Origin of the sequence: Allobosea sp. RAF48 (assembly GCF_052114025.1) — a bacterium.
In the GTDB taxonomy this organism is placed as follows: domain Bacteria; phylum Pseudomonadota; class Alphaproteobacteria; order Rhizobiales; family Beijerinckiaceae; genus Allobosea.
Genome location: NZ_JBFRDZ010000007.1, coordinates 143,567 through 166,805, shown reverse-complemented (window position 1 = coordinate 166,805; position 23,239 = coordinate 143,567). Strand labels below are relative to the sequence as shown.

Annotated in this window: 19 protein-coding genes and 1 pseudogene; 9 read left to right on the top strand and 11 right to left on the bottom strand. The window is 65.2% G+C overall.

From position 1 onward, the window contains the following. Positions 1 to 55: 55 nt before the first annotated feature. Together AB4Z10_RS15345 and AB4Z10_RS15340 are read right to left on the bottom strand one after the other, a co-directional pair. Positions 56 to 502, bottom strand: a pseudogene (locus AB4Z10_RS15345) (alpha/beta hydrolase family protein). Between the two features lie 248 nt (positions 503 to 750). Next, positions 751 to 1,614, bottom strand: coding sequence for a LysR family transcriptional regulator (locus AB4Z10_RS15340; protein ID WP_061971247.1), 864 nt, complete (start codon positions 1,612 to 1,614; stop codon positions 751 to 753). Between the two features lie 103 nt (positions 1,615 to 1,717). Between AB4Z10_RS15340 and bla the strand changes: the two genes are divergently transcribed. Both bla and AB4Z10_RS15330 read left to right on the top strand, forming a co-directional pair. Further along, the gene (gene bla / locus AB4Z10_RS15335) at positions 1,718 to 2,611 is read left to right on the top strand and encodes a class A beta-lactamase (protein ID WP_082617698.1); all 894 of its coding nucleotides are present in this window, start codon (positions 1,718 to 1,720) and stop codon (positions 2,609 to 2,611) included. A 361-nt stretch (positions 2,612 to 2,972) separates the two neighbouring features. Next, positions 2,973 to 3,632, top strand: coding sequence for a uridine kinase family protein (locus tag AB4Z10_RS15330; protein WP_142022882.1), 660 nt, complete (start codon positions 2,973 to 2,975; stop codon positions 3,630 to 3,632). A 483-nt stretch (positions 3,633 to 4,115) separates the two neighbouring features. Here AB4Z10_RS15330 and AB4Z10_RS15325 read toward each other — a convergent pair whose 3' ends face one another. Both AB4Z10_RS15325 and AB4Z10_RS15320 read right to left on the bottom strand, forming a co-directional pair. Further along, positions 4,116 to 5,318, bottom strand: a complete 1,203-nt coding sequence (locus AB4Z10_RS15325; protein WP_441471247.1) for a CaiB/BaiF CoA transferase family protein — start codon at positions 5,316 to 5,318, stop codon at positions 4,116 to 4,118. Further along, a complete protein-coding gene (locus tag AB4Z10_RS15320) occupies positions 5,315 to 7,633 on the bottom strand; it encodes a molybdopterin guanine dinucleotide-containing S/N-oxide reductase (RefSeq protein WP_441471246.1) in 2,319 nt (772 codons plus the stop codon). The genes AB4Z10_RS15325 and AB4Z10_RS15320 overlap by 4 nt, the downstream gene beginning before the upstream one ends. A gap of 124 nt (positions 7,634 to 7,757) precedes the next feature. Between AB4Z10_RS15320 and AB4Z10_RS15315 the strand changes: the two genes are divergently transcribed. The 7 genes from AB4Z10_RS15315 to AB4Z10_RS15285 all read left to right on the top strand — a co-directional run bounded on the left by AB4Z10_RS15315 (position 7,758) and on the right by AB4Z10_RS15285 (position 16,943). After that, positions 7,758 to 8,696: a LysR substrate-binding domain-containing protein gene (locus AB4Z10_RS15315; protein ID WP_441471245.1), complete on the top strand. Its 939-nt coding sequence runs from the start codon at positions 7,758 to 7,760 to the stop codon at positions 8,694 to 8,696. A gap of 85 nt (positions 8,697 to 8,781) precedes the next feature. Further along, positions 8,782 to 10,476 (top strand): gamma-glutamyltransferase, encoded by a 1,695-nt coding sequence (gene ggt / locus AB4Z10_RS15310; protein WP_441471244.1) that lies wholly within the window; start codon positions 8,782 to 8,784, stop codon positions 10,474 to 10,476. Between the two features lie 61 nt (positions 10,477 to 10,537). Then, complete coding sequence (locus AB4Z10_RS15305; RefSeq protein ID WP_441471243.1) at positions 10,538 to 12,115, top strand: ABC transporter substrate-binding protein; 1,578 nt, start codon at positions 10,538 to 10,540, stop codon at positions 12,113 to 12,115. Further along, positions 12,115 to 13,056: an ABC transporter permease gene (locus AB4Z10_RS15300; protein ID WP_441471242.1), complete on the top strand. Its 942-nt coding sequence runs from the start codon at positions 12,115 to 12,117 to the stop codon at positions 13,054 to 13,056. The genes AB4Z10_RS15305 and AB4Z10_RS15300 overlap by 1 nt, the downstream gene beginning before the upstream one ends. Positions 13,057 to 13,064: 8 nt before the next feature. Continuing rightward, complete coding sequence (locus AB4Z10_RS15295; RefSeq protein ID WP_441471241.1) at positions 13,065 to 13,946, top strand: ABC transporter permease; 882 nt, start codon at positions 13,065 to 13,067, stop codon at positions 13,944 to 13,946. Further along, entirely contained in the window at positions 13,943 to 15,565 is a 1,623-nt protein-coding gene (locus AB4Z10_RS15290) for a dipeptide ABC transporter ATP-binding protein (RefSeq protein ID WP_441471240.1), read from the top strand. The genes AB4Z10_RS15295 and AB4Z10_RS15290 overlap by 4 nt, the downstream gene beginning before the upstream one ends. Positions 15,566 to 15,638: 73 nt before the next feature. Next, positions 15,639 to 16,943 carry an NAD(P)/FAD-dependent oxidoreductase gene (locus tag AB4Z10_RS15285; protein WP_441471239.1) on the top strand — a complete coding sequence of 435 codons (1,305 nt, stop codon included), beginning with the start codon at positions 15,639 to 15,641 and terminating at the stop codon, positions 16,941 to 16,943. 1,268 nt (positions 16,944 to 18,211) lie between these two features. Here AB4Z10_RS15285 and AB4Z10_RS15280 read toward each other — a convergent pair. Genes AB4Z10_RS15280 through AB4Z10_RS15250 form a run of 7 tightly spaced genes read right to left on the bottom strand, consistent with a single transcriptional unit; the run spans position 18,212 to position 23,238 of the window. Then, complete coding sequence (locus tag AB4Z10_RS15280; protein WP_441471238.1) at positions 18,212 to 18,613, bottom strand: hypothetical protein; 402 nt, start codon at positions 18,611 to 18,613, stop codon at positions 18,212 to 18,214. A 60-nt stretch (positions 18,614 to 18,673) separates the two neighbouring features. After that, complete coding sequence (locus AB4Z10_RS15275) at positions 18,674 to 19,615, bottom strand: HlyD family secretion protein (RefSeq protein ID WP_441471237.1); 942 nt, start codon at positions 19,613 to 19,615, stop codon at positions 18,674 to 18,676. Further along, the gene (locus AB4Z10_RS15270; protein ID WP_441471236.1) at positions 19,612 to 19,872 is read right to left on the bottom strand and encodes a DUF3302 domain-containing protein; all 261 of its coding nucleotides are present in this window, start codon (positions 19,870 to 19,872) and stop codon (positions 19,612 to 19,614) included. Before AB4Z10_RS15270 ends, AB4Z10_RS15275 begins: the two co-directional genes overlap by 4 nt. A 15-nt stretch (positions 19,873 to 19,887) precedes the next feature. Beyond that, positions 19,888 to 21,168: a BatD family protein gene (locus AB4Z10_RS15265; RefSeq protein WP_441471235.1), complete on the bottom strand. Its 1,281-nt coding sequence runs from the start codon at positions 21,166 to 21,168 to the stop codon at positions 19,888 to 19,890. Then, positions 21,165 to 21,806 carry a tetratricopeptide repeat protein gene (locus AB4Z10_RS15260; RefSeq protein WP_441471234.1) on the bottom strand — a complete coding sequence of 214 codons (642 nt, stop codon included), beginning with the start codon at positions 21,804 to 21,806 and terminating at the stop codon, positions 21,165 to 21,167. Before AB4Z10_RS15260 ends, AB4Z10_RS15265 begins: the two co-directional genes overlap by 4 nt. Further along, positions 21,803 to 22,720, bottom strand: a complete 918-nt coding sequence (locus AB4Z10_RS15255; RefSeq protein WP_441471233.1) for a VWA domain-containing protein — start codon at positions 22,718 to 22,720, stop codon at positions 21,803 to 21,805. The genes AB4Z10_RS15260 and AB4Z10_RS15255 overlap by 4 nt, the downstream gene beginning before the upstream one ends. After that, a complete protein-coding gene (locus AB4Z10_RS15250; RefSeq protein ID WP_441471232.1) occupies positions 22,717 to 23,238 on the bottom strand; it encodes a VWA domain-containing protein in 522 nt (173 codons plus the stop codon). Before AB4Z10_RS15250 ends, AB4Z10_RS15255 begins: the two co-directional genes overlap by 4 nt. Between the last annotated feature and the right edge of the window lies 1 nt (position 23,239).

The window sequence follows — 23,239 nt, the reverse complement described above, 5'->3', positions numbered from 1 at the left end:
GACCCTGCCGGGGGTTTGAGCTGCCCGGCCCAGGTAAGAGTTGCGTCGGACATGGTCACGAGATGATCGGCCGCTCAATGAGGGTGGGATTTTTCAGATCGACAAGGTGGCCGGTGCGCAATTGCTCCGGCTTGCCGGGCGGATGGAAAGGATAACGGAGGCAAAGAAGGCGACGAATCCGTCCACTCTCTAACAGCGTGTCCGCGACCATGCTCGCGGCGCGCCCGCCCATCGACTTGCCACCGATAACAAGCTCTCCCTGCCGAGCGCGTCGACGGCAGCGATATATCGCGGGTTTAGCTTTTCAGCGCGGGCCGACGGCATGCGCCCAACTGCGGTCCGCCGCCGCCATATAGTCGAACTCAAAGCGGGCAACGCGAAAGCCCTCTCCGGCTAAGGCATTTGCGGACGCCGTCATTGATCGCGAGCCCATCGGAGCTTCGGCCCCATGCGCCAGGAGGATCGTCACGTCGGCCTGGTCGGGGCCGTCGAAAAGAAACATTGCGCTGTCCCACGGGGCCGCTGTCAGCCGCAAACTTACCGCAGCAGATCTCCCGCGTCGGAGCCTTCCCAATGAGCAGTGGCGGCGACTCCTTCGGCACTGTTCGGCTTGCGGCCGGGCCCGTGCCTCTCTCTCAGGTCAGTGCCGGCTCTTCGGTTGCGTTGTCCAGATCTCTGCCCGCTTTCACACTGACCACTAGTGTCCATTGTTGGCGCACGCCTTTGAAAACAATCGTCTCCATGCTCAGCTTAAAGCTCGGCGACAATCCACCTCTTAAAGGCCACCATGGCGCCGGTTTCGGTCCGTGACCTCAATCGCGTCATCCAGTAGGCCCCGGTAACGATACCGACGTCGAGAGGCTGTACAATCCGACCGGAAGAGATATCGCGCGAGAACATCGCGGCGGGGACCAGCGCAACACCGAGACCTTGCGCTGCCGCTTCGACCAAGGCCAGCGAGTTATCGAAAATCCACCCCCGCGCGACCGGCGGGGTCAGTCCCGCGGTAAGGAACCAGAGCGGCCATTCGTCCTGGCGGTATGAGCGCAGGAGGTGCTGGGCCAGCAGGTCAGCCGGAGTGCGGACTGACATGGCGAGGCCAGGGCTGCAGACCGGAGCGAGCGGGGCTTGCATCAGCTCGACCGCCTCTGTGCCGTGCCAGGCACCGTCACCGAAACGAATGAAAAGATCGAGGCCGTCGAGGAGCGTGTCGGCACGGTTGTTGTTCGTCTTGATCCGCACCTCGATCTGCGGGTGCCGCGCGTTGAAGTCCTGCAGGCGCGGCAGGAGCCACCCGAGGGCGAAGCTGCTGACCACGCCGATCGTGAGAATCTCGGCCGTGCCGCCGGTACGCAGTTGGTGCACCTTGTCGCTGACCCGACGTAGCGCATCCGTCAACACCGGCAGCAGCGCCTGCGCCTCCTCGGTCAGAGCGATGCCACGCGGCAAGCGCTCGAACAGCGTGAAGCCGAGATCTTTCTCAAGCAGCTTGATCTGATGGCTTATTGCGGTCTGGCCCACGCGCAGCTCCATCCCCGCCTTGGTCAGGCTACCGAGCCGCGCCGACGCTTCAAAGGCGCGCAGCGCGATGAGCGGCAATCTCGAAACATCCATCCAGAAGCCCCAATTTTATTCATATCAAATCTGAGTAACGATCATTTGGCTAGGGCCATGCGGCCTCGCTACCTCTGCGCCTCCCTCTGGAGACGCAACGCACATGACAACTCGCACCATTGATTTCCTTGCGGACCGGCGCTCATTCTTGATCGGCGCCGGCGCCACTCTAGTCGGCGCCGGGCATGCCGCGGCTGCTCCTGGGACTAGTCTCGATCTCAAGTCTCTTGAAGCCCGCCATGGAGGCCGTCTCGGGCTTTTCGCGACGCGGGACGGCCAGCGGGTCGGCTGGCGCTCAACCGAACGCTTCGCTTTCTGTTCGACATTCAAACTGTTTCTCGCAGCTTATGTGATGCAGACCGTGCAGCAGGGGCGCGATCGGCTAGACCGAGACGTCCCGATCACGGCTGCCGACATGGTGCCGCATGGGCCGGTCACGCAGCCGGCCATCGGCAGAACGCTCACGCTGGAAGAGCTGTGCAAAGCGACAGTCGAGGTTAGTGACAACCCCGCGGCAAATATTCTGATCCGCGAAATGGGCGGACTGGCTGCCTTCCAGCAGTGGTATGGCAGCATTGACGACCACGTCACGCGCGTGGATCGACTGGAAATTGAGCTGAATAGCGCCTTGCCCGGCGATATGCGCGATACCACGACGGCCGAGCAATATGTGGCCAACCTCGACCGCGTCTTGCGCGGCAACTTGCTTTCAGCGGCGCACCTGCAGTTGCTTACGCGTTGGATCACCGAGACACCCACCGGGGCCGGCCGGATCAAGGCCGGCGTCCCCGCCGGCTACACCGTCGGCCACAAGACCGGCACGGGCGCGCGGGGGACGCACAACAATATCGGCATCATTTGGCCGCCAAGCGGACCATCGATCCTGATCTGCGTGTTCTTCACGGGCGCACAAGACGCAACACCGGGCGCCATTGATGCCGTCGTAGCGGATGCGACGCGTCAAGCCATGAAGGCATTCGGGCTTCCATCTCGCTAGGGGAGCCGGTCGTCAGCATTCGCCGATATTTTCCGTGGCAAACTGCAACCACTGAGGTCGGGGTAACGGTTGTCGGTGGAAGTCGAATGCCCATTGATAGCGCACGATGGATGCGAGTCGAACGTGATCCACGATGATGCCCGCGCATGGATCACGCTGCGACAACCGCTATAATTGGAGGTACCACCGATGCATAATGGCTTTCACGCCTCAAATCGCGACCGGAAGCCCGTGCGATACGCGCTTTCAGAGAATGGTTCCTCGCGGAGATTGATCCCGCCGCAGAATAGCTGGGTCGATTATAACTAAACGAGGAAAGAGCCACCTGCTTGCAGAGTGTTGCACGGGAACGCTGACCGGCATGGCGGGACAGCAGCTTCTTCATCCGAGGCGTATCGCGCCGGACTTACCAGGAAGCCAGACGCTGATGCATTTCTCCGATACCAGCACATTCGCTCGTCAGATCCACTTGCACGCGGCCAAGGCGGATGGGCCCTATGTGATTGCGCTCGACGGACGCAGCGGCGTGGGCAAGTCGACTCTGGCAGCGCTGCTAGCAGATAAGGTGGGAGCGGCGCTCATTGAGGGTGACGACTTCTTTGCCGGCGGCACTGGGTTGCGATCAGATGCCCCCGCCATCCGCGCTGCCGACTGTATCGACTGGCCCCGCCAGCGCGCTGTGCTGGGCGCCTTGCGGCAGGGTCGCGCTGCCAGTTGGCGCGCGTTCGATTGGGAAGCTTTTGACGGCAGGTTGCAGTCAAGCGTGTCTGAGCTTTCACCGCGATCCGTCGTTATCCTCGAGGGCGTCTATTCGGCTCGGCCGGAACTCGCGGACCTCATCGACATGAAAGTTCTCGTGACAGCTTCAGACGCTTTCCGCAAAGCAAGACTGCTTGTGAGAGAGGGCATTATAGGTCCCTGGGAGCGCCAATGGCATGAAGCCGAAGAGCACTACTTCCGTGAGGTTATGCCCCTGGTCCGGTTCGATGCGGTCTTCGACGCGGCCAATTCGGATGATTGACCGTGATTGGACCTGATGAAGCTGCTGAAAAATTGTGGCAGAGATCCCTGCGCTGACACGCGAACCGGCTCGACGAGCTTTTGTCTCGACCGGCACCGCGGAATGTCGGCTTTCTGGCAGAGTTGCAAGTTCCGCTTATGGCGCTACCCGGAAGTTGCGAGGCGGCTTTCGCTTATCCCAATCTGACCATGCGGCGCTGGATTGACGGTGATTTGTGCCCCCCGCATGGCGGGCGCACACCAACAGGCATCTGTATGCGCACAACTGCGCGCTGCGATGACCGGCGTGCTTTGCTTGTCGCCTGTCTTCCCACCCCGCTGTTGAAAGACATGCTGACGCCGGTCCCGGCGCAGGCCGCAGACGTGACATCAACACGCCGACGACCGGAGCCGACAATCCCGCCAGCGACGGCGCCTTAGGCGACGTGGGTTCAGGCCTCTCGCGCTTCCAACGAGGCACAATCATTAGCCGAAGACGATAGCTTCAATATGACCCGCAATAAACGACGCTGGCGTCAACCAAACGCTGAATGTCCTCTTCCGAGAACCCGGCTTCCTCCAGAACCTCCCGGCTGTGTTCGCCCCTCATAGGCGCCGACCTTGTCGGCTTGGGCTGGCTGGCGCTCCATTGCGATGCCACGCGCAACGTCCGAACCGGCCCTTCCGACGGATGCTCGATGCGGGGGAAGAAGCCCACCTCTGCAAGATGAGGGTCGTCGACGAGCGAATTCAGCGTGTGCATCCGAGCATGCGGGATGTCCGCTTGGCCAAGGAGGCGCTCCCATTCCGTCGTTGTACGGGTTTGGAAGATCGCCGCCACGGTCTTCATGATGTCGGCCATGTGGTACGTGCGGCTTGCATGGTTCGCGAAGCGAGGGTCGCTGCGCCAGTCGTCCAGTCCGGTTATGTCGATGAAGCGCTGCCAGTGGCGGTCGGTATAGATGACTGCACACAGATATCCGTCCGCCGTCCGGAACGGCCGACGATCCGGCGCGAGCAGGCGCGCATAGCCGCCGTCGTCGAGCGGGGGTTCGTAGCCGAGGCCGCCGAAATGATCGCCGAGGACGAAACTCGCCATCGTTTCGAACATCGGGACGTCGATGCGCTGGCCCTCGCCGGTCCGGTCGCGATGACGCAAGGCACCGAGGATTGCCGCCAGCGCGTGCAGCCCGACCACGCGATCGGCGATATTGATGGGCACGTAGCGCGGTGTACCGTCGCCTGCATCGGCGATCAGTGCCGGAACGGCGCACAGGCCCTGGATGAGATCGTCATAGGCGGGCTTTGCGGCGTAAGGTCCGTCCTGGCCGAAGCCGAAGGTCCCGACATAGATGATGTCCTGGCGCACGGCCGCGACGGCGTCGTAGCTCAGCCCGAGCCGCTCCATCGCCTGCGGCCGCAGATTGTAGACCAGGATATCGGCAGTCCGCGCGAGATCGAGCGCGATGTCCCGCCCGGCGGCCTTCTTGAGATCGACCACGATACTGCGCTTGGACCGGTTGGCGTGCATGAACATGCCCCCCATCGCGCCGCTGACGCTGGGGCCGACCTGGCGGATGAGATCACCCTCCGGTGCTTCGAGCTTGATGACATCGGCCCCCATGTCGCCGAGGATCGATGTGGCGTAGGGACCCATGAGCACGGAGGTCATGTCCAGCACCCGGACGCCGGTCAGCGGGCCACTCATGATAATTCGCTCGCGTCGCGGGGCGGATCGTAGGCGCGGATCGGCGGCACGATCCCCTGATAGCGCTCGCACTGGATGGTCGTGACCTGTCCGCAACTGCCCTGGGCGAGCCGGGAGGTGCCGATGTCGCGGGTCACGGCGTTCGGATTGCCGTGACCGCAGAGGGGCTGGTCGCTGCCGTCCTCGACCGGATCATACCAGGCCCCCGTCGAGAGGTTGGCGACGCCCGGCATCACGCCGGCGCTGAGCTCGGCCGCCGCCATGCAGGCCCCGCGCGCATTGAAGATTCGCACGAGATCGCCATCGGCGATGCCACGCGCCGCCGCATCCTGCGGGTTCAGGCGGACGACCTCGCGGCCGTGCCGCTTGGCCGATTGGCTGTAGGCCCCGAAATCGAGCTGGCTGTGCAGCCGCGTCGACGGCTGGTTGGCGATCAGCGTCAGCGGCGCCGACGCATTCGGTTGCTCGGTGGCGGGGAGCCAGGTCGGATGGCCCGGGCAATCGTCATAGCCGAAGCCAGCGATGGTCTCGCAGAAGATCTCGATCCGCCCGCTCGGCGTCGGCAGGGCGTTGCGGTCGGGATCGTCGCGGAAAGCGCGCAGCAGCCCGCCATCGTCCGGTGCGGAGGGTAATGGGATTTCGCCCCGTTGCCTGAACTCGGCGAAGGACGGCGCCGGCAGCCCTTGCTCCGCCAGCGCCTTCCGGGTCGGCTCGTAGAGATGTGCCAGCCATTCATCGGCCGAGCGACCTTCGGTGAAGGCTTCTTCGCAACCCATGCGTTGCGAAAGACCGCGGAATATCTCGAAATCGTCGCGAGCCTCGCCGACAGGCTCGGCGACGCGACGCATCGCAATCAGGCGGGGATCGGTCGCCGCCGCGCCGATATCGTCGCGCTCCAGAGACATCGTCGCGGGCAGGACGATGTCGGAGAATCGCGCCATCGGCGTCCAGGCGCTGTCATGGCAGATGATGGTGTCGACCTGCGAAAAAGCCCGGCGCAGTCGGTTCAGGTCCTGATGATGATGGAAGGGGTTGCCACCCGCCCAGTAGACAAGCCGGATGTCGGGATAAGCGAGATTCTGCCCGTTATACGCGAACGGCGCTCCCGGGTTGAGCAGCATATCGGCGATGCGGGCCACCGGAATGAAATCCTTCACCCCATTGCTGCCTTGCGGCATGGTCGGGATCGGCACCGCGTTGACCCGCCTGCCCGTATGGCCCATCGCACCAAGCGCGTAATTGTAGCCGCCACCGGGCAGGCCAATCTGGCCCACCATCGCGGCGAGCACGGCGGCCATCCAGACAGGCTGCTCGCCGTACTGCGCCCGCTGCAGCGCGTGCGCGACCGTGATGAGGCTGCGCCCGCCGACGAGCCTGCGTGCGATTTCACGGATCGTATCGACATCGACGCCGGTGATCCCGGCCGCCCATTCGGCGTCCTTCGCGATCCCGTCAGCCCTGCCATCCAGATAGGCGGCGAAACGCTCGAAGCCGACGCAATAGCGGTCGAGGAACGTACCGTCGTGCCGCCCCTCCGCCACCAGCGTCTGTGCGACACCCATCATCAACGCGACATCGGTGCCGGGCCGGATCGGCAACCAGCGCGGGCTTGCCTCGCCCGGCATGTCGCCGCGCAGCGGGCTCACCGACCAGAAGGCGCAACCGCGCGCGGCCGCCCGCGACATCGCATCGGGCTCGACATGGCGGGTAATTCCGCCGCTCGCGATCATCGAGTTCTTCAGCGGCATCCCGCCGAAGGCGAGTACGAAGTCGGTGTGTTCCGCGATTTGTTCCCAGGTGACATTGCGCCGGGACAGGTTCTCGAATGGCCCCAGCACATGCGGCAGGATCACCGAGGACGCGCCGGCGCTATAGCTGTTCACCGAACGGACATAGCCGCCGCAGGCGACATTGAAGAAGCGGTGAATCTGGCTCTGTGCATGGTGGAAGCGCCCGGCACTCGCCCAGCCATAGGAGCCGCCAAAGATCGCCTGCGGACCGAAATCCGTTCCGACGCGGCGAATCTCACCGGCCAGGCGATCCAGCACCTCGTCCCAGCCGACTGCGACTAGATCGTCGCGGAAGTCGCGCTGGCGCGGGCCGGGCCCTGCTTCGAGCCAACCGCGCCGCACCATCGGGCGACGAATTCTCGCCCTGTGATTCAGCGCATCGGTGAAGTTGCCGAGGATCGGCGACGGTGCAGGGTCCTCGGGATGAGGGGTCACCACGAGCCTGTCGCAGTCGCGGCGCGCGAAGAAGCTGCCCCAATGGGCGCTGTGAGGAAGACCGCGCGACGGCGGAGCGGAAAGGTCCATGCACAACTCGCTGGGCACGCGGGCGTGAAACGATCGGGCGATATTGCTGAGGTCGGTTATATCGGTCCAATATGCTGATCGATGGATTTCAAGAATTCAGACTTATCAGTATGAGGCAGGATCGATGGCGCCAGGCCGACGCCCCAGCAGCGCGATGCTCGAATTGCGGCACCTGCGCTATTTCCTCGCGACGGCCGAGGAGTTGAACTACGGCCGTGCCGCCGAGCGCTTGCGCATCGCACAGCCCGGGCTCAGCCAGCAGATCAAGAATCTCGAAGAAATCGTCGGGACGCCGCTCTTCGACCGGACGCGCCGTTCGGTGAAGCTGACACTTGCCGGGGAGCTCTTCGCCGAGGAGGCACGCAAGGCCCTGCAGCAGACCGAGACGGCGCTGCTGGTGACGCGCCGCGCGGGTAGGGGGGAACTGGGTCGCATCGCCATCGGCTATGTCGGCTCGGCCGCCTATACGGGTGCGCTGACCACGATGATCGGGGAGTTCCGCAAGGCCTATCCCGAGGTCGAACTCGCCATTTCCGAGATGGAGATGTCGCAGCAGCTCGACCAACTCGACCAGGGCAAGCTCGATATCGGCTTCATTCGGCCGCCCGTTCCGCTACCGCTCGGCATCGTCTCGACCCCGGTCCTGTTCGAGGAGATCATGCTGGCGCTGCCGCGAGATCATGCCCTGGCGGAGGAGGAGCGGGTGCCGCTGTCGGCCCTCAACGGCGACGTATTCATCACGCCGCGCCATCCGGCCGGTGTCAGCTTCCATGCGCATACCAACGCGGCCTGCAGGGTCGCCGGCTTCTTCCCGCGGCTCGGTCCGCAGGGGCGGGACTTCGTCACCATCGCCAGCATGGTCGCCGTCGGCCTCGGCGTCGCCCTGGTGCCGCAGTCGCTCCAGAGCATTCGGGTGCCCGGCCTGCGCTACCGCGCGATCGCGGGCGAGCCGGTGCTGGCCGAGCTTGCCGTCGCCTATCGCCGCAACGAGCCTTCCCCGGTGGCCCGGGCCTTCGCGGCCCATGCCCGCAAGGCGGCACCCGTGACGATCGATAATCTCTAATTATCAAAAATGCGCCGGCTGCATATTGGACTGATTTGAACAACCGGTCCGATAATCCCCGATCATCAGCATCGGGTTCGTGACAATGGATTGGCGCGATCGGGCAGGCAGCCCCTTAATCTGCGAGAAGACAGCGGTCGCCGCGCATCGCGGCATGGCGGTGACCAACCACCCACTCGCTTCGGCCGCGGCCGTCGAGATGCTGGCGGCCGGCGGTAACGCGATCGACGCCGCGGTCTCCGCTCTCTTCACGCTGACGGTGGTCGAGCCGATGATGGTCGGCATCTTCGGCGGCGGCGTGGCCCTGATCCGACTGGCGGACGGACGCGAGATCGTCCTCGATGGTCTCTCGACCGCGCCGGCGGCCGCACGTCCCGACAGCTTCACGCCGATCTCCGACGAGTGGCCGGACTACATGGAGACCAGGGGCCGTGCCAATCGCGTCGGGCCGAAGGCGATTGCCGTGCCCGGCACGCTCAAGGCCTGGTGCGAGGCAGCCGCGCGCTTCGGCCGCCTGTCGTTGAGCGACCTGATCGAGCCCGCGATCCGGCACGCCGAACGCGGGTTCAGGCTCTCGCCCTATCTGGCGACCTGCATCGCGGAGATCGCGCCGGACCTCGCGCTGGATCCGGAGATCGCGGCCGTGTTCCTGCCCGGCGGTCATCCCCTGCAGGCCGGCGATCTGCTTGTGCAGAAGGATTATGCCGCAACGCTGCGCCAGATTGCAGCAGCGGGGCCCGGTGCGATCTACGGCGGCACGCTCGGCCAACGCATCGCGGCTCATCTGGAGCAGGCTGGCTCCTTCATGCGCTTCGAGGATCTCATCGCCTATCGCACGATCGAGCGCGAGCCGGTGCGGGGGCTTTATCGCGGCGTCGAGATCATCGGTCCGCCGCCGCCTTGCTCCGGTGGGGTCCAGACCCTGCAGATCCTCAACCTCCTTGAGGCCTACGATCTCGGCAAGCTCGGTTTCGGGACGAGCGAGACACTGCATCTGGTCCTCGAGGCACTGAAGATCGCGGCGGCCGACCGGCGGGCCGTCACGGCGGACCCCGATTTCGTCGATGTTCCCACCGCACGGCTGATCTCGAAAGCCTATGCGGAGCTGCGGCGCTCGGAGCTCGATCCGGCCAGGGCGCAGGCCTTCGAGGCCCGCATCCTCTCGAACGAGTCGGCGAATACGACCCATGTCACGATCGCCGATGCGGAGGGCAACATCGTTACCTCGACGCAGACGATCAACAGCCTGTTCGGCGCGCGCATCATGATCCCGGGGACTGGGATCATCCCGAACAACTACATGTATCTCTTCGATCCGCACCCGGGTAAGGCGCTGTCGCTTCAGCCCGGCAAGCGCATCACCAGCGGCATCACCGCGCTCATCGGCAAGCGCGATGGCAGGCCGATCTTCGCCCTCGGCCTGCCCGGCGCACATCGCATCCCCGCTTCCGCGATGCAGGCCGTCCTCAACCTCGTCGACCACGGCATGAGCCCGCAGGAAGCGGCGGAGGCGCCGCGCGTCTTCACCTGGGGGCAGGAAGCGGAGATCGAACGCGGCGTGCCCGAAGCAGTGCGGACGACGCTCGGCGGGCTGGGCCACCGCGTCTCGGCTGTCGATCACGTCGCCGGGGGTATGGGCATCATCGGCTTTGCCGCCGACGGTACGATGGAGGGCGCCGCGTGCTGGCGTGCCGACGGCGTGCCGATGGGCGTCGGTGGCGGCCGGGCCCGCGAGGGGACCTCGTTCTGGCCGGATCCACGCAGGGGCCGCAGCTACTGAACCGCATACGCATTCGCCGCGAAGCGGGCACAAAGCCCGCCTGACAAAGGGAACGGACCCAATGCTGACCAATCGACGCGAGGCCCTGGCGCTGTCCGCCGGCGCGCTCTTCGCCACCATGAACCCCGCGAGAGCCCAGACGAAGAAGACCTTGCGGCTTGCGCCGCACGCCGCCTTGCGGGTGCTCGATCCCGTCGTCACCAACGCCTACATCACCCGCAACCATGCCTTCATGGTCTACGACACGCTTTTTGCGGTGGACTCCCACTATCGGCCGCAGCCCCAGATGGTGAAGGAATGGTCGGTCGGCGACGACAAGCTGAGTTGGACCTTCGTGCTGCGCGACGGCCTAGCCTTCCATGACGGGCAGCCGGTCACCGCGGAGGATTGCATCGCCTCGATCGCCCGCTGGGCGAAGAAGGATGTCGTGGGTCTGCGCTTGGCGGCGGTCACCACGGGCATGCGCGCGGTCGACGCCAAGACCTTCAGCATCGAGCTGAAGGAGCCGTTCGGGCCGATGCTGGAGGGCTTTGCCCGCCCCAGCTCGATCCCGCTCTTCATCATGCCCAAGCGGATCGCCGATCTGCCGGCCGACAAGGTTCTGGAAGAGGTCGTCGGATCGGGCCCGTTCCGCTTCGTTCAGTCCGAATTCCGCCCGGGCGTGAGCTGGGTTTATGAGCGCAACGACAAGTACGTCCCGCGTGCGGAGCCGCCGGACGGCCTCGCCGGTGGCAAGATCGTCAAAGTCGACCGGGTCGAAGTCGTCTGGTTTCCCAGCAAGCAGACGGCGATCAACGCGCTCGCCAAGGGGGAGATCGACCTGCTTGAGAATATGAACGCCGACCAGCGCTCCCTGCTCGCGGACAACAAGGGTGTGACGATCCGGCGCCGGCCCGGTCCGAACGCCTCGACGATCCGCTTCAACTGGGCGCAGCCTCCCTTCGACAACGTCAAGGTGCGCCAGGCCGTGCAGGCCGTTGTCACCCAGCAGGACTATATGGACGCCTCGATCGGCGATCCGGAATCCTATCAGGTCTGCCCGGCCTTCTTCGGCTGCGGCACTCCGCTGGAGACGGCCGTCGGCTTTCCCGATACCGGCAAGCCCAACCTGGCCAAGGCGAAGGCCCTGCTGCAGGAAGCCGGCTACAAGGGCGAGAAGATCGTCATCATCACGCCCGGAGACATTGCCTCCTTCGCACCGCTCGCGCCGCTCACCCAGCAGCTCCTGCGCCAGATCGGCATCCCCTCAGAGATCCAGACGATGGAATGGAGCGCCTTCCTCGCCCGGCGCGCCAAGACCGATCCGGTCGCTGAAGGCGGCTGGAACCTGGCGCATGCCGTCTTCGACCGGATCGACCTGATCTCGCCGCTCGGCAACCTCAACTTCGATGCGCGGGGAAAGGGCGCCTATACCGGATTCGTCGACGACCCCGAGACCGAGGCGTTGAAAGGCCGCTACCAGCGCGAAACCGACCCGGCCAAGCAGAAGGCGATCGTAGAAGCAATGCAGAAGCGCGCCTACGAGCTGGTCTTCTACATCCCACTCGGCACCTATTTCGACTACGAGGCCTTCCGCTCGAACGTCTCGGGTTATGTGCCGTCCCCGGTCATGGTGGCCTGGGGCGTGGACAAGGCCTGATGCTCAGGCTCGTCGCACTCAGGATTGCGATGGCGGTGCCGGTGATGCTCGTCGTCGCCACGATCGTCTTCCTGCTGCTTCGCCTAAGCCCGGGCGATCCGGCGCTGATCATCGCCGGCGAAACGGCCGGTCCGGAGGCGCTCGCGCGCATCCGGGCCGATATGGGCCTCGATCGACCACTCTTCGTGCAATACCTCGCCTGGCTCGCCGAGATCGCGCGCGGTCATCTCGGTACCTCCGTGCTGTCGAAAATCCCGGTGCTGAGCCTGATCTTCGACCGGCTCGAACCGACCCTCGTGCTGGCGTTGAGCGCGATCCTCATCACGGTACTTGTGGCGGTGCCGCTCGGCGCCGTGGCCGCCTGGCGGCACAATAGCTGGGTCGACCGGGCGGTGATGATGCTGTCGGTCTTGGGCTTCTCGGTCCCGGCCTTCGTGATCGGCTATATCCTGATCCTGCTGTTTTCGGTGAAGGCCGACATCTTTCCGGTACAGGGCTACGTCAGCCCGTTCGACGATCCCGTCGCGGCCTTGCGCCATCTCGCCCTGCCATCGATCACGCTCGCTTTGGTCTTCATGGCTCTGATCTCGCGCGTCACCCGCTCCAGCCTGCTGGAAGTGCTCGGCGAGGATTTCGTGCGCACGGCCCGCGCCAAGGGCAATGTCGAGCGCCGCGTGCTCTGGCGCCACGCGCTGCCCAACGCCGCCGTACCGATCATCACGGTGATCGGGCTCGGTATCGCCTTGCTGATCAGTGGCGTGGTCGTCACCGAAAGCGTCTTCAACCTTCCCGGTGTCGGCCGGTTGACGATCGACGCCATCCTGGCCCGCGATTATCCCGTGGTGCAGGGGCTCATGCTGTTCTTCGCGCTCATCTATATCGGCGTGAACCTCCTGATCGACATCGCCTATGTGATCGTCGATCCACGCATCCGCTATTGAGGCCCGCCATGTCGGCAACGGAACGGGCTACCTCTTCCGCGCGGCGCACACACTTCGTCGAGGCTCTGCTCGCGAACCGTGTCGCCCTGTTCAGCGGCATCCTGCTGCTGGCGATCGTGCTCTCGGCCGTGTTGGCCACGGTGATCACCGGCGACGACGCCTTCCTGATCCGCCCGCGCCAGCGCCTGCGGCCGCCGGGCGCCGAGTTCTGGTTCGGCACGGATGCGCTCGGCCGCGACGTTTTCGCGCTCGTCCTGCATGGCGGCCGGATCTCGCTGCTGGTCGGCCTGTTGGCAGCGCTTGCCGGTGCAACCGTCGGCACCGCGATCGGCTTGCTAACGGGCTACTTCCGTTGGCTCGATCCCATCGTCATGCGCGTCATGGACGGTGTCATGGCGATCCCCGGCATCCTCTTCGCCGTTGCGCTGGTCTCGCTGGTGGGCCCCAGTCTCGTGACGATCGTCGCCGCCATCACCTTCGCCGAGATTCCGCGCGTGACGCGGCTGGTGCGCAGCGTCGTGCTCAGCGTGCGCGAAGAATCCTATGTCCGCGCAGCCGAGGGGCTTGGCATCCCACCGCTGCTCGTGCTCGTCCGCCACATCCTGCCGAGCTGCATCGCGCCGCTGATCGTGCAGACGACATACATGTTCGCCGCCGCAATCCTGTCGGAAGCCGTGCTCGGCTTCCTCGGAGTCGGCTTCCCGCCGGATTTGCCGAGTTGGGGCAATGTGCTGGCCGAAGGCCGCGCCGTCTTCCAGCGCGCACCCTGGACGATCCTCGCACCCGGCCTGTTCCTCGCCGTGACGGTCATGGCGGTGAACCTGCTAGGCGACGGTTTGCGCGATCGCCTCGATCCGCGCCTCTCCCGCGCAGCGAAGGTGTCGTCATGACCGCGTTCGAGCCGATCCTGCGCATCGAGAATCTCAGTGTCGCTCTCCCCGCAGGCCTCGATCGCAGTCATGCGGTCCAGGCGCTCTCGCTCGACGTTCATCGCCGGCAGATCGTCTGCGTGGTCGGTGAATCCGGGTCGGGCAAATCGGTTACGGCTTCGGCGGTCATGCGATTGCTACCCGAGAAGGTGCTGCGCATCACCGGTGGCACGATCCGGCTGGAGGGCGAGGACATCGCGGCCGCATCGCCGTCGCGGCTTTGCGAACTGCGCGGTAATCGCATGGCGATGATCTTCCAGGAGCCTTTGACGGCGCTGAACCCGGTCATGAGGGTCGGCGACCAGATCGCCGAGGTCTTGCGGATCCATCGCCCCAAAATGGCATGGGACCAGGTAAATCCCCGTGTCATCGAGCGCATGGCCGATGTCCATCTGCCCGATCCTGAACGGCTGGCGAAAGCCTATCCCCATCAGCTTTCAGGCGGCCAGCGTCAGCGCGTCATGATCGCCATGGCTCTCGCACTGGAGCCGGCGCTGATCATCGCGGACGAGCCGACGACTGCGCTCGACGTCACGACACAGGCGCAGATCCTGCGGCTGTTTCGGGAACTGCTGACCAAGCATGACAGCGGCGTGCTGATGATCACCCATGATTTCGGGGTGGTCGCCGATGTCGCCGATCACGTCGTGGTTATGCGTCAGGGCGAGGTGGTCGAGTGCGGTGCCCCGGACAAGGTCCTGAGAGCGCCGGAGCATCCCTACACCCGCGCCCTGATCGACGCGGTGCCGCGCTTCCGTCACCGAGCGGAGCCCGAGGCGGACAAACAACCGGTCCTCTCCGTCGAGGATCTGAGCCTCACCTATCGCAACACGAGCTTCCTCGGAGCGAAGCGGGAGACGAAGGCCCTCGACGCCGTGTCCTTCCGCCTCGCGACGGGCGAGACGCTGGGCGTCGTCGGCGAATCCGGGTCCGGGAAAACCAGCCTCGCCAAGACGTTGTTGCGCTTCGAGAAGCCGGATTCAGGCCGCATCCTGTTCAGGGGGCGCGACGTCGCCGGCTTGAGCGGCGCCGGGCTCAGGGAGATGCGGCGCCACATCCAGATGGTGTTTCAGGATCCGTACAAGTCGCTGAATCCGCGGCGGCGCATCGGACAGTCCCTGATCGAGGGGCCGATCCAGCATGGCGTGCCGCGTATCCGGGCCTTGGACCGCGCCGGGGAGTTGATGGAACTCGTCGGCCTCCGGCGCGATGCGCTCGACCGATTCCCGCACGAATTCTCGGGTGGCCAGCGCCAGCGCATCTGCATCGCCCGCGCCCTGGCAATGGAGCCCTCGGTCATCGTCGCCGACGAGGCCGTCTCGGCCCTGGACGTATCCGTGCAGGCGCAGGTCTTGCGCCTGTTCGAGGACCTGCAGAAGCGCCTCGGATTCGCGATGATCTTCGTCACGCATGATCTGCGGGTCGCGTCCAATATCTGCGACCGGATTGCAGTGATGCAACGCGGACGGATCGTCGAGATTGGCGCGTCGCGGCGCGTCTTCGAGCAGCCGGAAGCGGCCTACACCCGCGAATTGCTGGCGGCCGTGCCTGGCTTCGCGCGTGAGGCCGCCGGCGGATAGACATGCGCGACAAGCGAGAGAGGTTCGCCTCTCGCCCGCCGCCGCGCTTCACGGCTGTTTCACGGGTGCTGACATGACGATCCGAGAGAAGGCTCCTGCCTACGCCGCGCCGTCGGGCTGGAACGCGCTGCTTCCGAAGCGCATCGCAAGGGAGCGCGTTTCGGGCGAGCGTCGCTTCAGAAGCGTGGTCGTCGGCGCGGGCTATACCGGGCTGGCTGTCGCACGAAGGCTGGCCGAGCTCGCGCCGGGTGAAGAGATCCTGCTCCTCGATGCGACCACCATCGCCGACGGCGCCTCGGGCAGGAACTCCGGCTATCTGCTGATCAACCCGGGCGAGCCGAGCGCCGGTGCGGCCGGCTTTGCCGGCGAGTGGGCCGTTCGGCAGATGGCGCTGGTCCAGGCGGGCGTCGATTGGCTGCGCGAGCTTGTCGTTACCAATGCCATCGCGTGCAATTGGCAAGAAGCCGTGCCGGCCATCACAGCGGCGGCGACGCCGCGCGGCCAAACTTCGATCGGCAGGACGCGGGAGCGCTATGAGGCTTGGGGCGTCGCAACCAGAGATTACTCGGCGGCCGACCTGCGGCACATCGCCGGCACCACCTACTACCGCTACGGAATCCAGTCGCTCACGCGCGCCTTGGTCCAACCCGCGGCTCTTCATCGCGGGCTGGCAGACCACCTGCCCACGGGAGTGACACTTCTTGAAAACACCACCGTCCGGGGACTGAGCAAGACGACGCCTTTCAAGATCGAGACGAGCCGAGGTGATTTCGTCGCCGACAGGGTGTTCGTGACCAACAACTTGCACGCCCGCGCCTTCGGGATCGGCTGCGACAGGATGGTCGGCATCTACACCTATGGTGCATTCACGCCGGAGCTCGATCGGCACCAGTTGGCGCTTCTCGGCGAGATGCCGGAATGGGGCATCCTGCCCGCTCACCGCATGGGCACCACCATGCGCAAGACCATGGGCCGCCTGTTGATCAGAAGCGGCGACTCCTATGAGCGGGAGCGCGATCCTTCAGCAGTCCAGGCGATGCTTACCGCGCTGTATCGCAACCGCTTCCCGGCGATGAGAACGCATGAGTTCGAGCATGTCTGGGGTGGGCTGACCGCCGTTACCCATAACGGAGCCTTCCTCTTTGGCGAGATCAGGCCGGGACTCTTCGTATCGGCCGGGTGCGGTGGCGCTGGCGTCACGCGTGGCACGATTCAAGGCAAGCTCCTGGCTGAACTGGCCTGCGGTGTACCATCGCAACTTCTGAGCGATCGGCTCGCCCAGAATGGCCCGGATTGGCTTCCCCCGGAGCCTATTCGGGGCGCGGGGGCGAAACTCCAGATCGCTTGGGAGCAATGGATCGCTGGCGCGGAACGCTGAAAGCGAAAACCTATTCAAACTCGCACAACGACCGGCCGTCAAAGACGCGTCTGTAGGCACGTCATCGCGCACGGTTTTCAAACGCTTCGCATCGACCTCCGATTCCGTCGGGGTTTTCGTCTTTTTCGCAGCGGATTTATGTACCACCGTTGTGTCCACGAGCCAGTAGGATTGGAGAAGGGCTCTAATCAAATAACTCATTTGTCCTTATGCGCTCGATGTGCCGAAAGGATCGTGACCGCTGTCCTCAGGACCGGAGACCTCCGTGTCCTTTCCACCACACCAGTAACACTTCGAGAGCAGCGGACCGATGATTGCAGAGCCTGATACTGGCGCGGCGTTGAACTCTCGGCCTCCCGGTAACCCGGCGCGTCGTCGAACAGGTCCATTTGAGCCGAGCTCGTTTTAATGTCGCAGCTGTCTGCTCCTACGGCGCCGGCCGCCGCCGAGGAGGTCCTCTCGATAACACGCGACATTCGACTAGTCGGCTGAGGGCGGAGACCCCCGCACCCATCGTGCTCGTTGCTAAGCAGTATGCTGGGCGCGCCCCGCTGTCGGCTAGAGTCTATGATTCTTGAACTGCAGGGCTTTGGGGTTTGCATTCCCCGCAGGTATTCGACCGCGAGTCGCCATTTTCCGCTACTCCGGAGCAGAAGGGCCGGCTTTTACCGTGATTGGTAGGCTGAGTGTTGTGCTACCCACAGGCCGGCTGGAAGCGCGAGCCCGATCTTAAGCCCGATTTTTAGCCGGCCGCGGCAGCGGATCGGACTGCGTAGGTTCGACGAGCCAACGGACGTATGAATTGGAGAGCGCCTGCGAGCGAGGGGAGCATGGCGCGGCTTAGGCGGCGTCTGCGAGACCAACTTACGCGTTAGATCAGCGATTTGAGTCGATCTTCTACAGAAGATAGAACATTCGAGTCAGGCATTTTTGAGAACGGGCTTATCAGAACCGACTTTCTCCGACATTGCGCGAGCCAGGATGCGTTCAATCCGCCGATCCCGAGGTCGCGAAGCTGTGCAAGGAGGCCTCTGCAGCGAGAAATTTTAGGGCATAAAGCGATGAGTCAGGCTTTTGCGAAGAGCCGACCTTCGAGTCAAGCAACTGCGTTTTGCGAGTCAGAGATAGCCCAGCACCGGAAGCACAGCCACATTGATATTCTTAGGAAATCTCTTCAGAGAGAGTCAGAGATTTATGTTTCCCCACACCGAAGCCGGCTCATCTGTTCAAAAAAGCCCGCGCAGATCGCGATCCGCGCGGGCTTTGCTTTACTTGAAGCCGATCAGAACGCCGTCCGCGCCGAGCGAAAGCTGCAGCCCCTTGCGGCGCGTGGCCAGCTTGAGGGTCACGCCTTTGTCGTTGCGCAGCCAGAGCGTGCCGCGCCCTTGGTCGCCAAGCGCCCAGCCTTCGCGCAGCTGAAGATAGGCGCCGGGGAAATCGTCGAGCCGGGTCAGCCCGTAGACGGTGCCGTTCGCCGTCAGCTTCGACGCGCCGATGCCCCCGATGCCGAGCCCGCCAGCCGTAATCGCATGATTTCGGCCGCGGAAGCTGAGCGTGCCGCCGCCCACCTGGCCTGACCCGATGAAGGCGACCTGGATTTGCTCGATGCGAACCTTGCCCGTCGCCGGGCCGAGATTGCGCTGCTGCGCGCTGGCCGGCACCGCCAGCATCAAGACCGCTACGAGCAGGGAAAGAGCCTTTGCAATGTGCTTCATCATGGTCTCCTCGCTTCAGAAGGGATTGACGTAGTTGGTGATCGCGATCTGCCGCAGCAGGACCTTGCGGATCACATGGGCCGCCTCCACGCGATCGGTAAAGATCGCCGCCGTACCGATACTGCCCGCGGGCAGGGAACGGGCGAAAGCCTCGTCGTCGAGCCTCACGCGCACCACGAAGGGAGCCGCCTTGATCGCGGTCGGCGTGACGGCCGCGCCCGAAGTCTGGACCTGCCCGGTCGAAACCGCCTGCAGGATGCTTTCGACCTTGCCCGTCTGCACCGTTCCCGGCGTCATCTTGAAGGTGAACTCGACCGGCTGCCCCGCAGCGAGATAGCGCGCATCGATCTGGTTGATCTCGATGCCGACGATCGTGTCCGCCGTATCGATGAAGGCCATGACCGGCGAGAGCGGCAGGCTGGACACGCGGGCGCCCTTGCGCAGCGCGACATTCGTGACATAGCCGTCGGCCGGTGCGCGGACCGTCGTCTTCTCCAGATTCCATTGCGCTCCGACGAGCTGGGCCCGCAATTGATCAACCGAGGCCTGCCGCTCCTCGACGTCGAAAGCGCGGCCGGTGCCCTGGGTCTGCAGCTGGGTCATCTGGGAGAGACGGGTCTCCTGAAGCTTGAGCTGCGCCTGGATCGCATCGAGCTGGGCCTGAAACGGCGTCGGATCGATCCGGAAGAGCACATCCCCGGCCTTCAATGGCTGGTTGGCCTGGACGGGAACCTCGATCACTTCGCCGGCGACGTCGGGAACGATCGCGACCGAATTGCGCACTACCAGCACGCTGCCCTGAGGGGCGCCCCAGTTCATCGGGATGAACAGGCCAATGAGCAGCAGCAGGAGGACGAGGATCGGCGAAACCTTCCAGAACAGGTTGAACGGCACGACCCTGAGCTTCACCAGGATGAAGAGCAGGGCGAGATAGGTGTTGAGAAGGACGACAATCATCGCGCCGCCTCCGCCTCGGAGGACGGATGGCCTCGCTTCGCCGGCACGTCGACATAAGCCCAGATCAGCACGACCGGCCAGAGGACGAAGCCGAGGAAGAGGGTGATCCAGCCGCCGATCGAGACCGCCTCGGCCCAGGGGTGGTTGCGCCGGCGGGCAACCATGCCCGGCCACATCGCCATGAAGACGATGACGAAGACCGTGCTGRCGACCAGCACCACCAGAACGAGCCAGGCAAAGAGATCAAGGCCGGACATTGTTGCTTCCTTCGTTCATGCGCACCCTCGAGTCGTTGGATTGAGCGGCGGCAGCGCGTTCCCCGAGCCTCGCCGTGAGGCGTCGCTCTCCTTGCGAAAGGCGATTGCAGCTCCCGCCAGCCGTGCACCCGCCTCGCGATCCCAGGTCTGACCGGCGCCGAAGAGGCTTCGCTCAAGCAGCACGATGGCCGAGCCCAGTTCGCCGGTCGAACGCGCCTGCACTTGCTGGTCGCCCGGCAGGCGCTGGAGCCATTGGATGAGCGCCCGGTAGGTTGCCGAAGCGTCTCCCGCTTTGGCCGTCCGCGCTAGCTCCTGTCGCGCCGCGGCTTCCGACGAGCGATGGCGCTGCTCGGCCCGCTGCCAGAGACCAGTCAATCTGGCGCGAAGCAGGATCAGGCCAAGAGCCAGCGCGGCGAGAACGAAGCCGGCTGCGAGCCAGAGGGGGCTCAACGTCCAACCCATCCGAGCTTCCGAACGCCCGGCGGCTGCCGCCGCGACGGTGACCGTGACGCCGGGCAGCGTTTCCGTGCGCGCCTGCTTGCCCGAGAGGCTCCACCAGGGCTGTACCAGTGCCGGCAGATCATAGGCCCCGGCCTTCTCGAAGACATAGGTGACCTTGTCGGTGCGGTGGCCTTCGACGGCACCGCGGTTGCTGCGATCCTCGACGACCGGCGGATCGGCATAGACGCGCACGCCCTCCGGCGCCGCGAATTTGAACTCGGCCATGCCGAGCGCCGGCACGCCATCCGCCTGCCGCCGGATCAGCCGGACGAGCGCGTCGCCAGGCTTGAGCTGCGCGGTCCCGGGATCAGGCGACCAGCTCTGCTCGACCCTGACGCCATCGGCAGCGAGCACCGGGCCGGATGGATCGATGCCGGGCGGCACCGTTACCGCGATCCGCATCGGCTCGCCCTTCGCCGAACCCGTCGCCTCGCCGCCCCGGTCAAGGAACGTCACGCTCGGTGCCGGAACGGCAATCTCGCCACCGCGGCGCGGGAAGAGGACGAATTCGAAGCTCTGGCCGACATAGTCCTGATCGCCGATCCGCTCCCGCATCGTCGTCGCCTGCGTCTCGAAGCGCAGAATCTGCGCACCGGGCGCCTCGAGGATGCCGACCCGCGGCGGATGAACCATCTCGCCCGGAAACAGAACCTCGACGTCGAGCCGCACCGGCTGGCCGATGACGATGCCCTGTGTAGGGTCGATCTTCGTGCGGATCACGGGCTTGCCCGCTGGCTCCTGTGCCCAGGCGAGGCCCGCAACAAGCGTGCAGATAAGGACCGCGGCGAGCCTCATGGCGCCGCTCCGCTCGGCGCTGCCTGGAGTTGATAGGCGAACTTGGCGCGCAGGAAATCGGCCGGCTGCGTCTGGACACGCTTCAGCCAGAGCGCGCGGACCTGCTCATCCGACATCGGCTTCTCGCCCTCCACCGTCGAATCCTCGCCGCCCTTCTTCGTCTTGTCGAAGACGATCTCGTCGGGCTTGTCGTCGGTGTTGCCGGTCTCGCCGCCTTCCGTCTTCTTCCGCTCGCCGCGAATCCGGGCGATCTCGCGATTCTTGAGTGCCTCCGGCCAAGCTGGGCGCAGCGCGAGCGCACGGTCATAGCGCTTCAGCGCGTCGTCATACTGGCCCAGCATCACCAGAGCGTCGCCTTGATTGAAAGCACCTTCGGCCGTGTCACGGGCAGCGAAGGCCTGGGCCGCCTCCTTGAACTCCCCGGCCCGGAACAGCGCAACGCCGCGCCAGAGCGGATCACGAAAAGCCGTTGCGGCATCCGCCGGACGATTCTGGCTCATCAACAGGCGACCACGCTGATCCGGCGTCAGCCAGAGATCGCGCCAGCCGATCCGATATCCCGCAGCCAGCAGCGCCAGGATCGCGGCAAGCGCGATGGCCGCATAGGGAGAGGACAACAGCGAGCGGGTACGTTTCATGTCAGCACCCAACCGCGGCGGAACCAGAACAGGGCCAACAGGGCGAGCAGCGGAACCAGCCAATAGCCGGCTTCGCGCCAATGCTCGCCTTCCCCCGCCACGCTGGCCGCGGCATCGCTGCTGTCGAGCCGGCGCAGGACGGCGGTGACATCGACCTGATCCGGCGTCGTCGGGATCGTCGTGGCACCCATGGCACGCGCCGCGTCGGCCACGCCGCTCGTATCGGTGTCCGGCGGCACCAGCGCGAGCAGCGTCACGGCCGGTCCCTTGTTCCCCGCCAGATCGGCCGCCGCCTCCGGCGCTATCGTATCCGCCATGACCAGGATCGAGCCGCCATCGGCGCTGCTGGCGAGCGCGCGTCTGGCCAGCGTCAGCGCCCCGGCGAGATCGTCTCCCTCCTTCGGCATGATCCGCGGCGAGAGTGCCTTGGCGAGATCGAGCACCACGCCACTGTCCGGCGTCGCCGGCAGCACGAGGTGCGCCGAACCGGCATAGGCGACGAGTGCGGTCGACGCCCCCTCTCGCGCCGCGAGAATATCGGCGAGCTTCTGCCGGGCGCGGTCGAGCCGCGTCGGCGCGAGATCCTGCGTCAGCATGGACGGAGTGACCTTGAGTACGACTGCGACGGCAGGCTTGGCCTGCGCGAAGGGCGAGGGCTCGCGCTGCCAGGCAGGGCCGGCTACGGCGAGCGTCGCGATGATCCAGGCCAGGAAGAGCCAATCCGACGGAGCGATGCGCTTGTGCCTGTCTGCCCCGACGAGGAGATAAGGCAGCAGTGCCGGATCGATGACGCCGCGCCATTGCTGCAACGCGTCCGAGCTGCGGCGCTCGATCAGCCAGAGCGCAGCCGCCGGGAGCAACGCCAGCAGCCAGAGCGGCCGCAGGAAATGGAAGGCGGCGAGCGCGTCCATCATCGCAACGCTCCCGCTATCGTTGCGGGTTCGGAAGGCTCCCGGCGCCGGTGGCGGCGCAGCAGGAACAGCGCCTGCGCAAGCAGGCTCAGCACCAGCATGGCCGCCACCGGAACCCAGTAGACGTCGAGGCGCGGGCGGAAGCTCACCGTATCGATATGGCGAGTCTCGATCTCGTCGAGCCGGCGGTAGATGTCGGAAAGCTGCGTCCGGTCGAGCGCACGGAAAAAGCCGCCGCCGGTCGCATCAGCGACCTCCTTCAGCGCGGCTTCGTCGAGCTTGTCCTCCCCCGCTGCCTGCGGATCGCCGACGGCGACCGTGTGGATGACGATGCCCTTGTCCCTGGCGACACGCGCGGCCTCGGCGGGCGGGACCTTGCTCATGGTGTCGTTGCCGTCGGTCAGCGCGATGATCGTCTTGGCCTTCACGGTGCTCTTTGCGAACAGGCCGATACCGAGGCCGATGGCATCGCCGAACGCCGTGCGTGGGCCGGCCATGCCGACATCGGTGTCGCGCAGCATG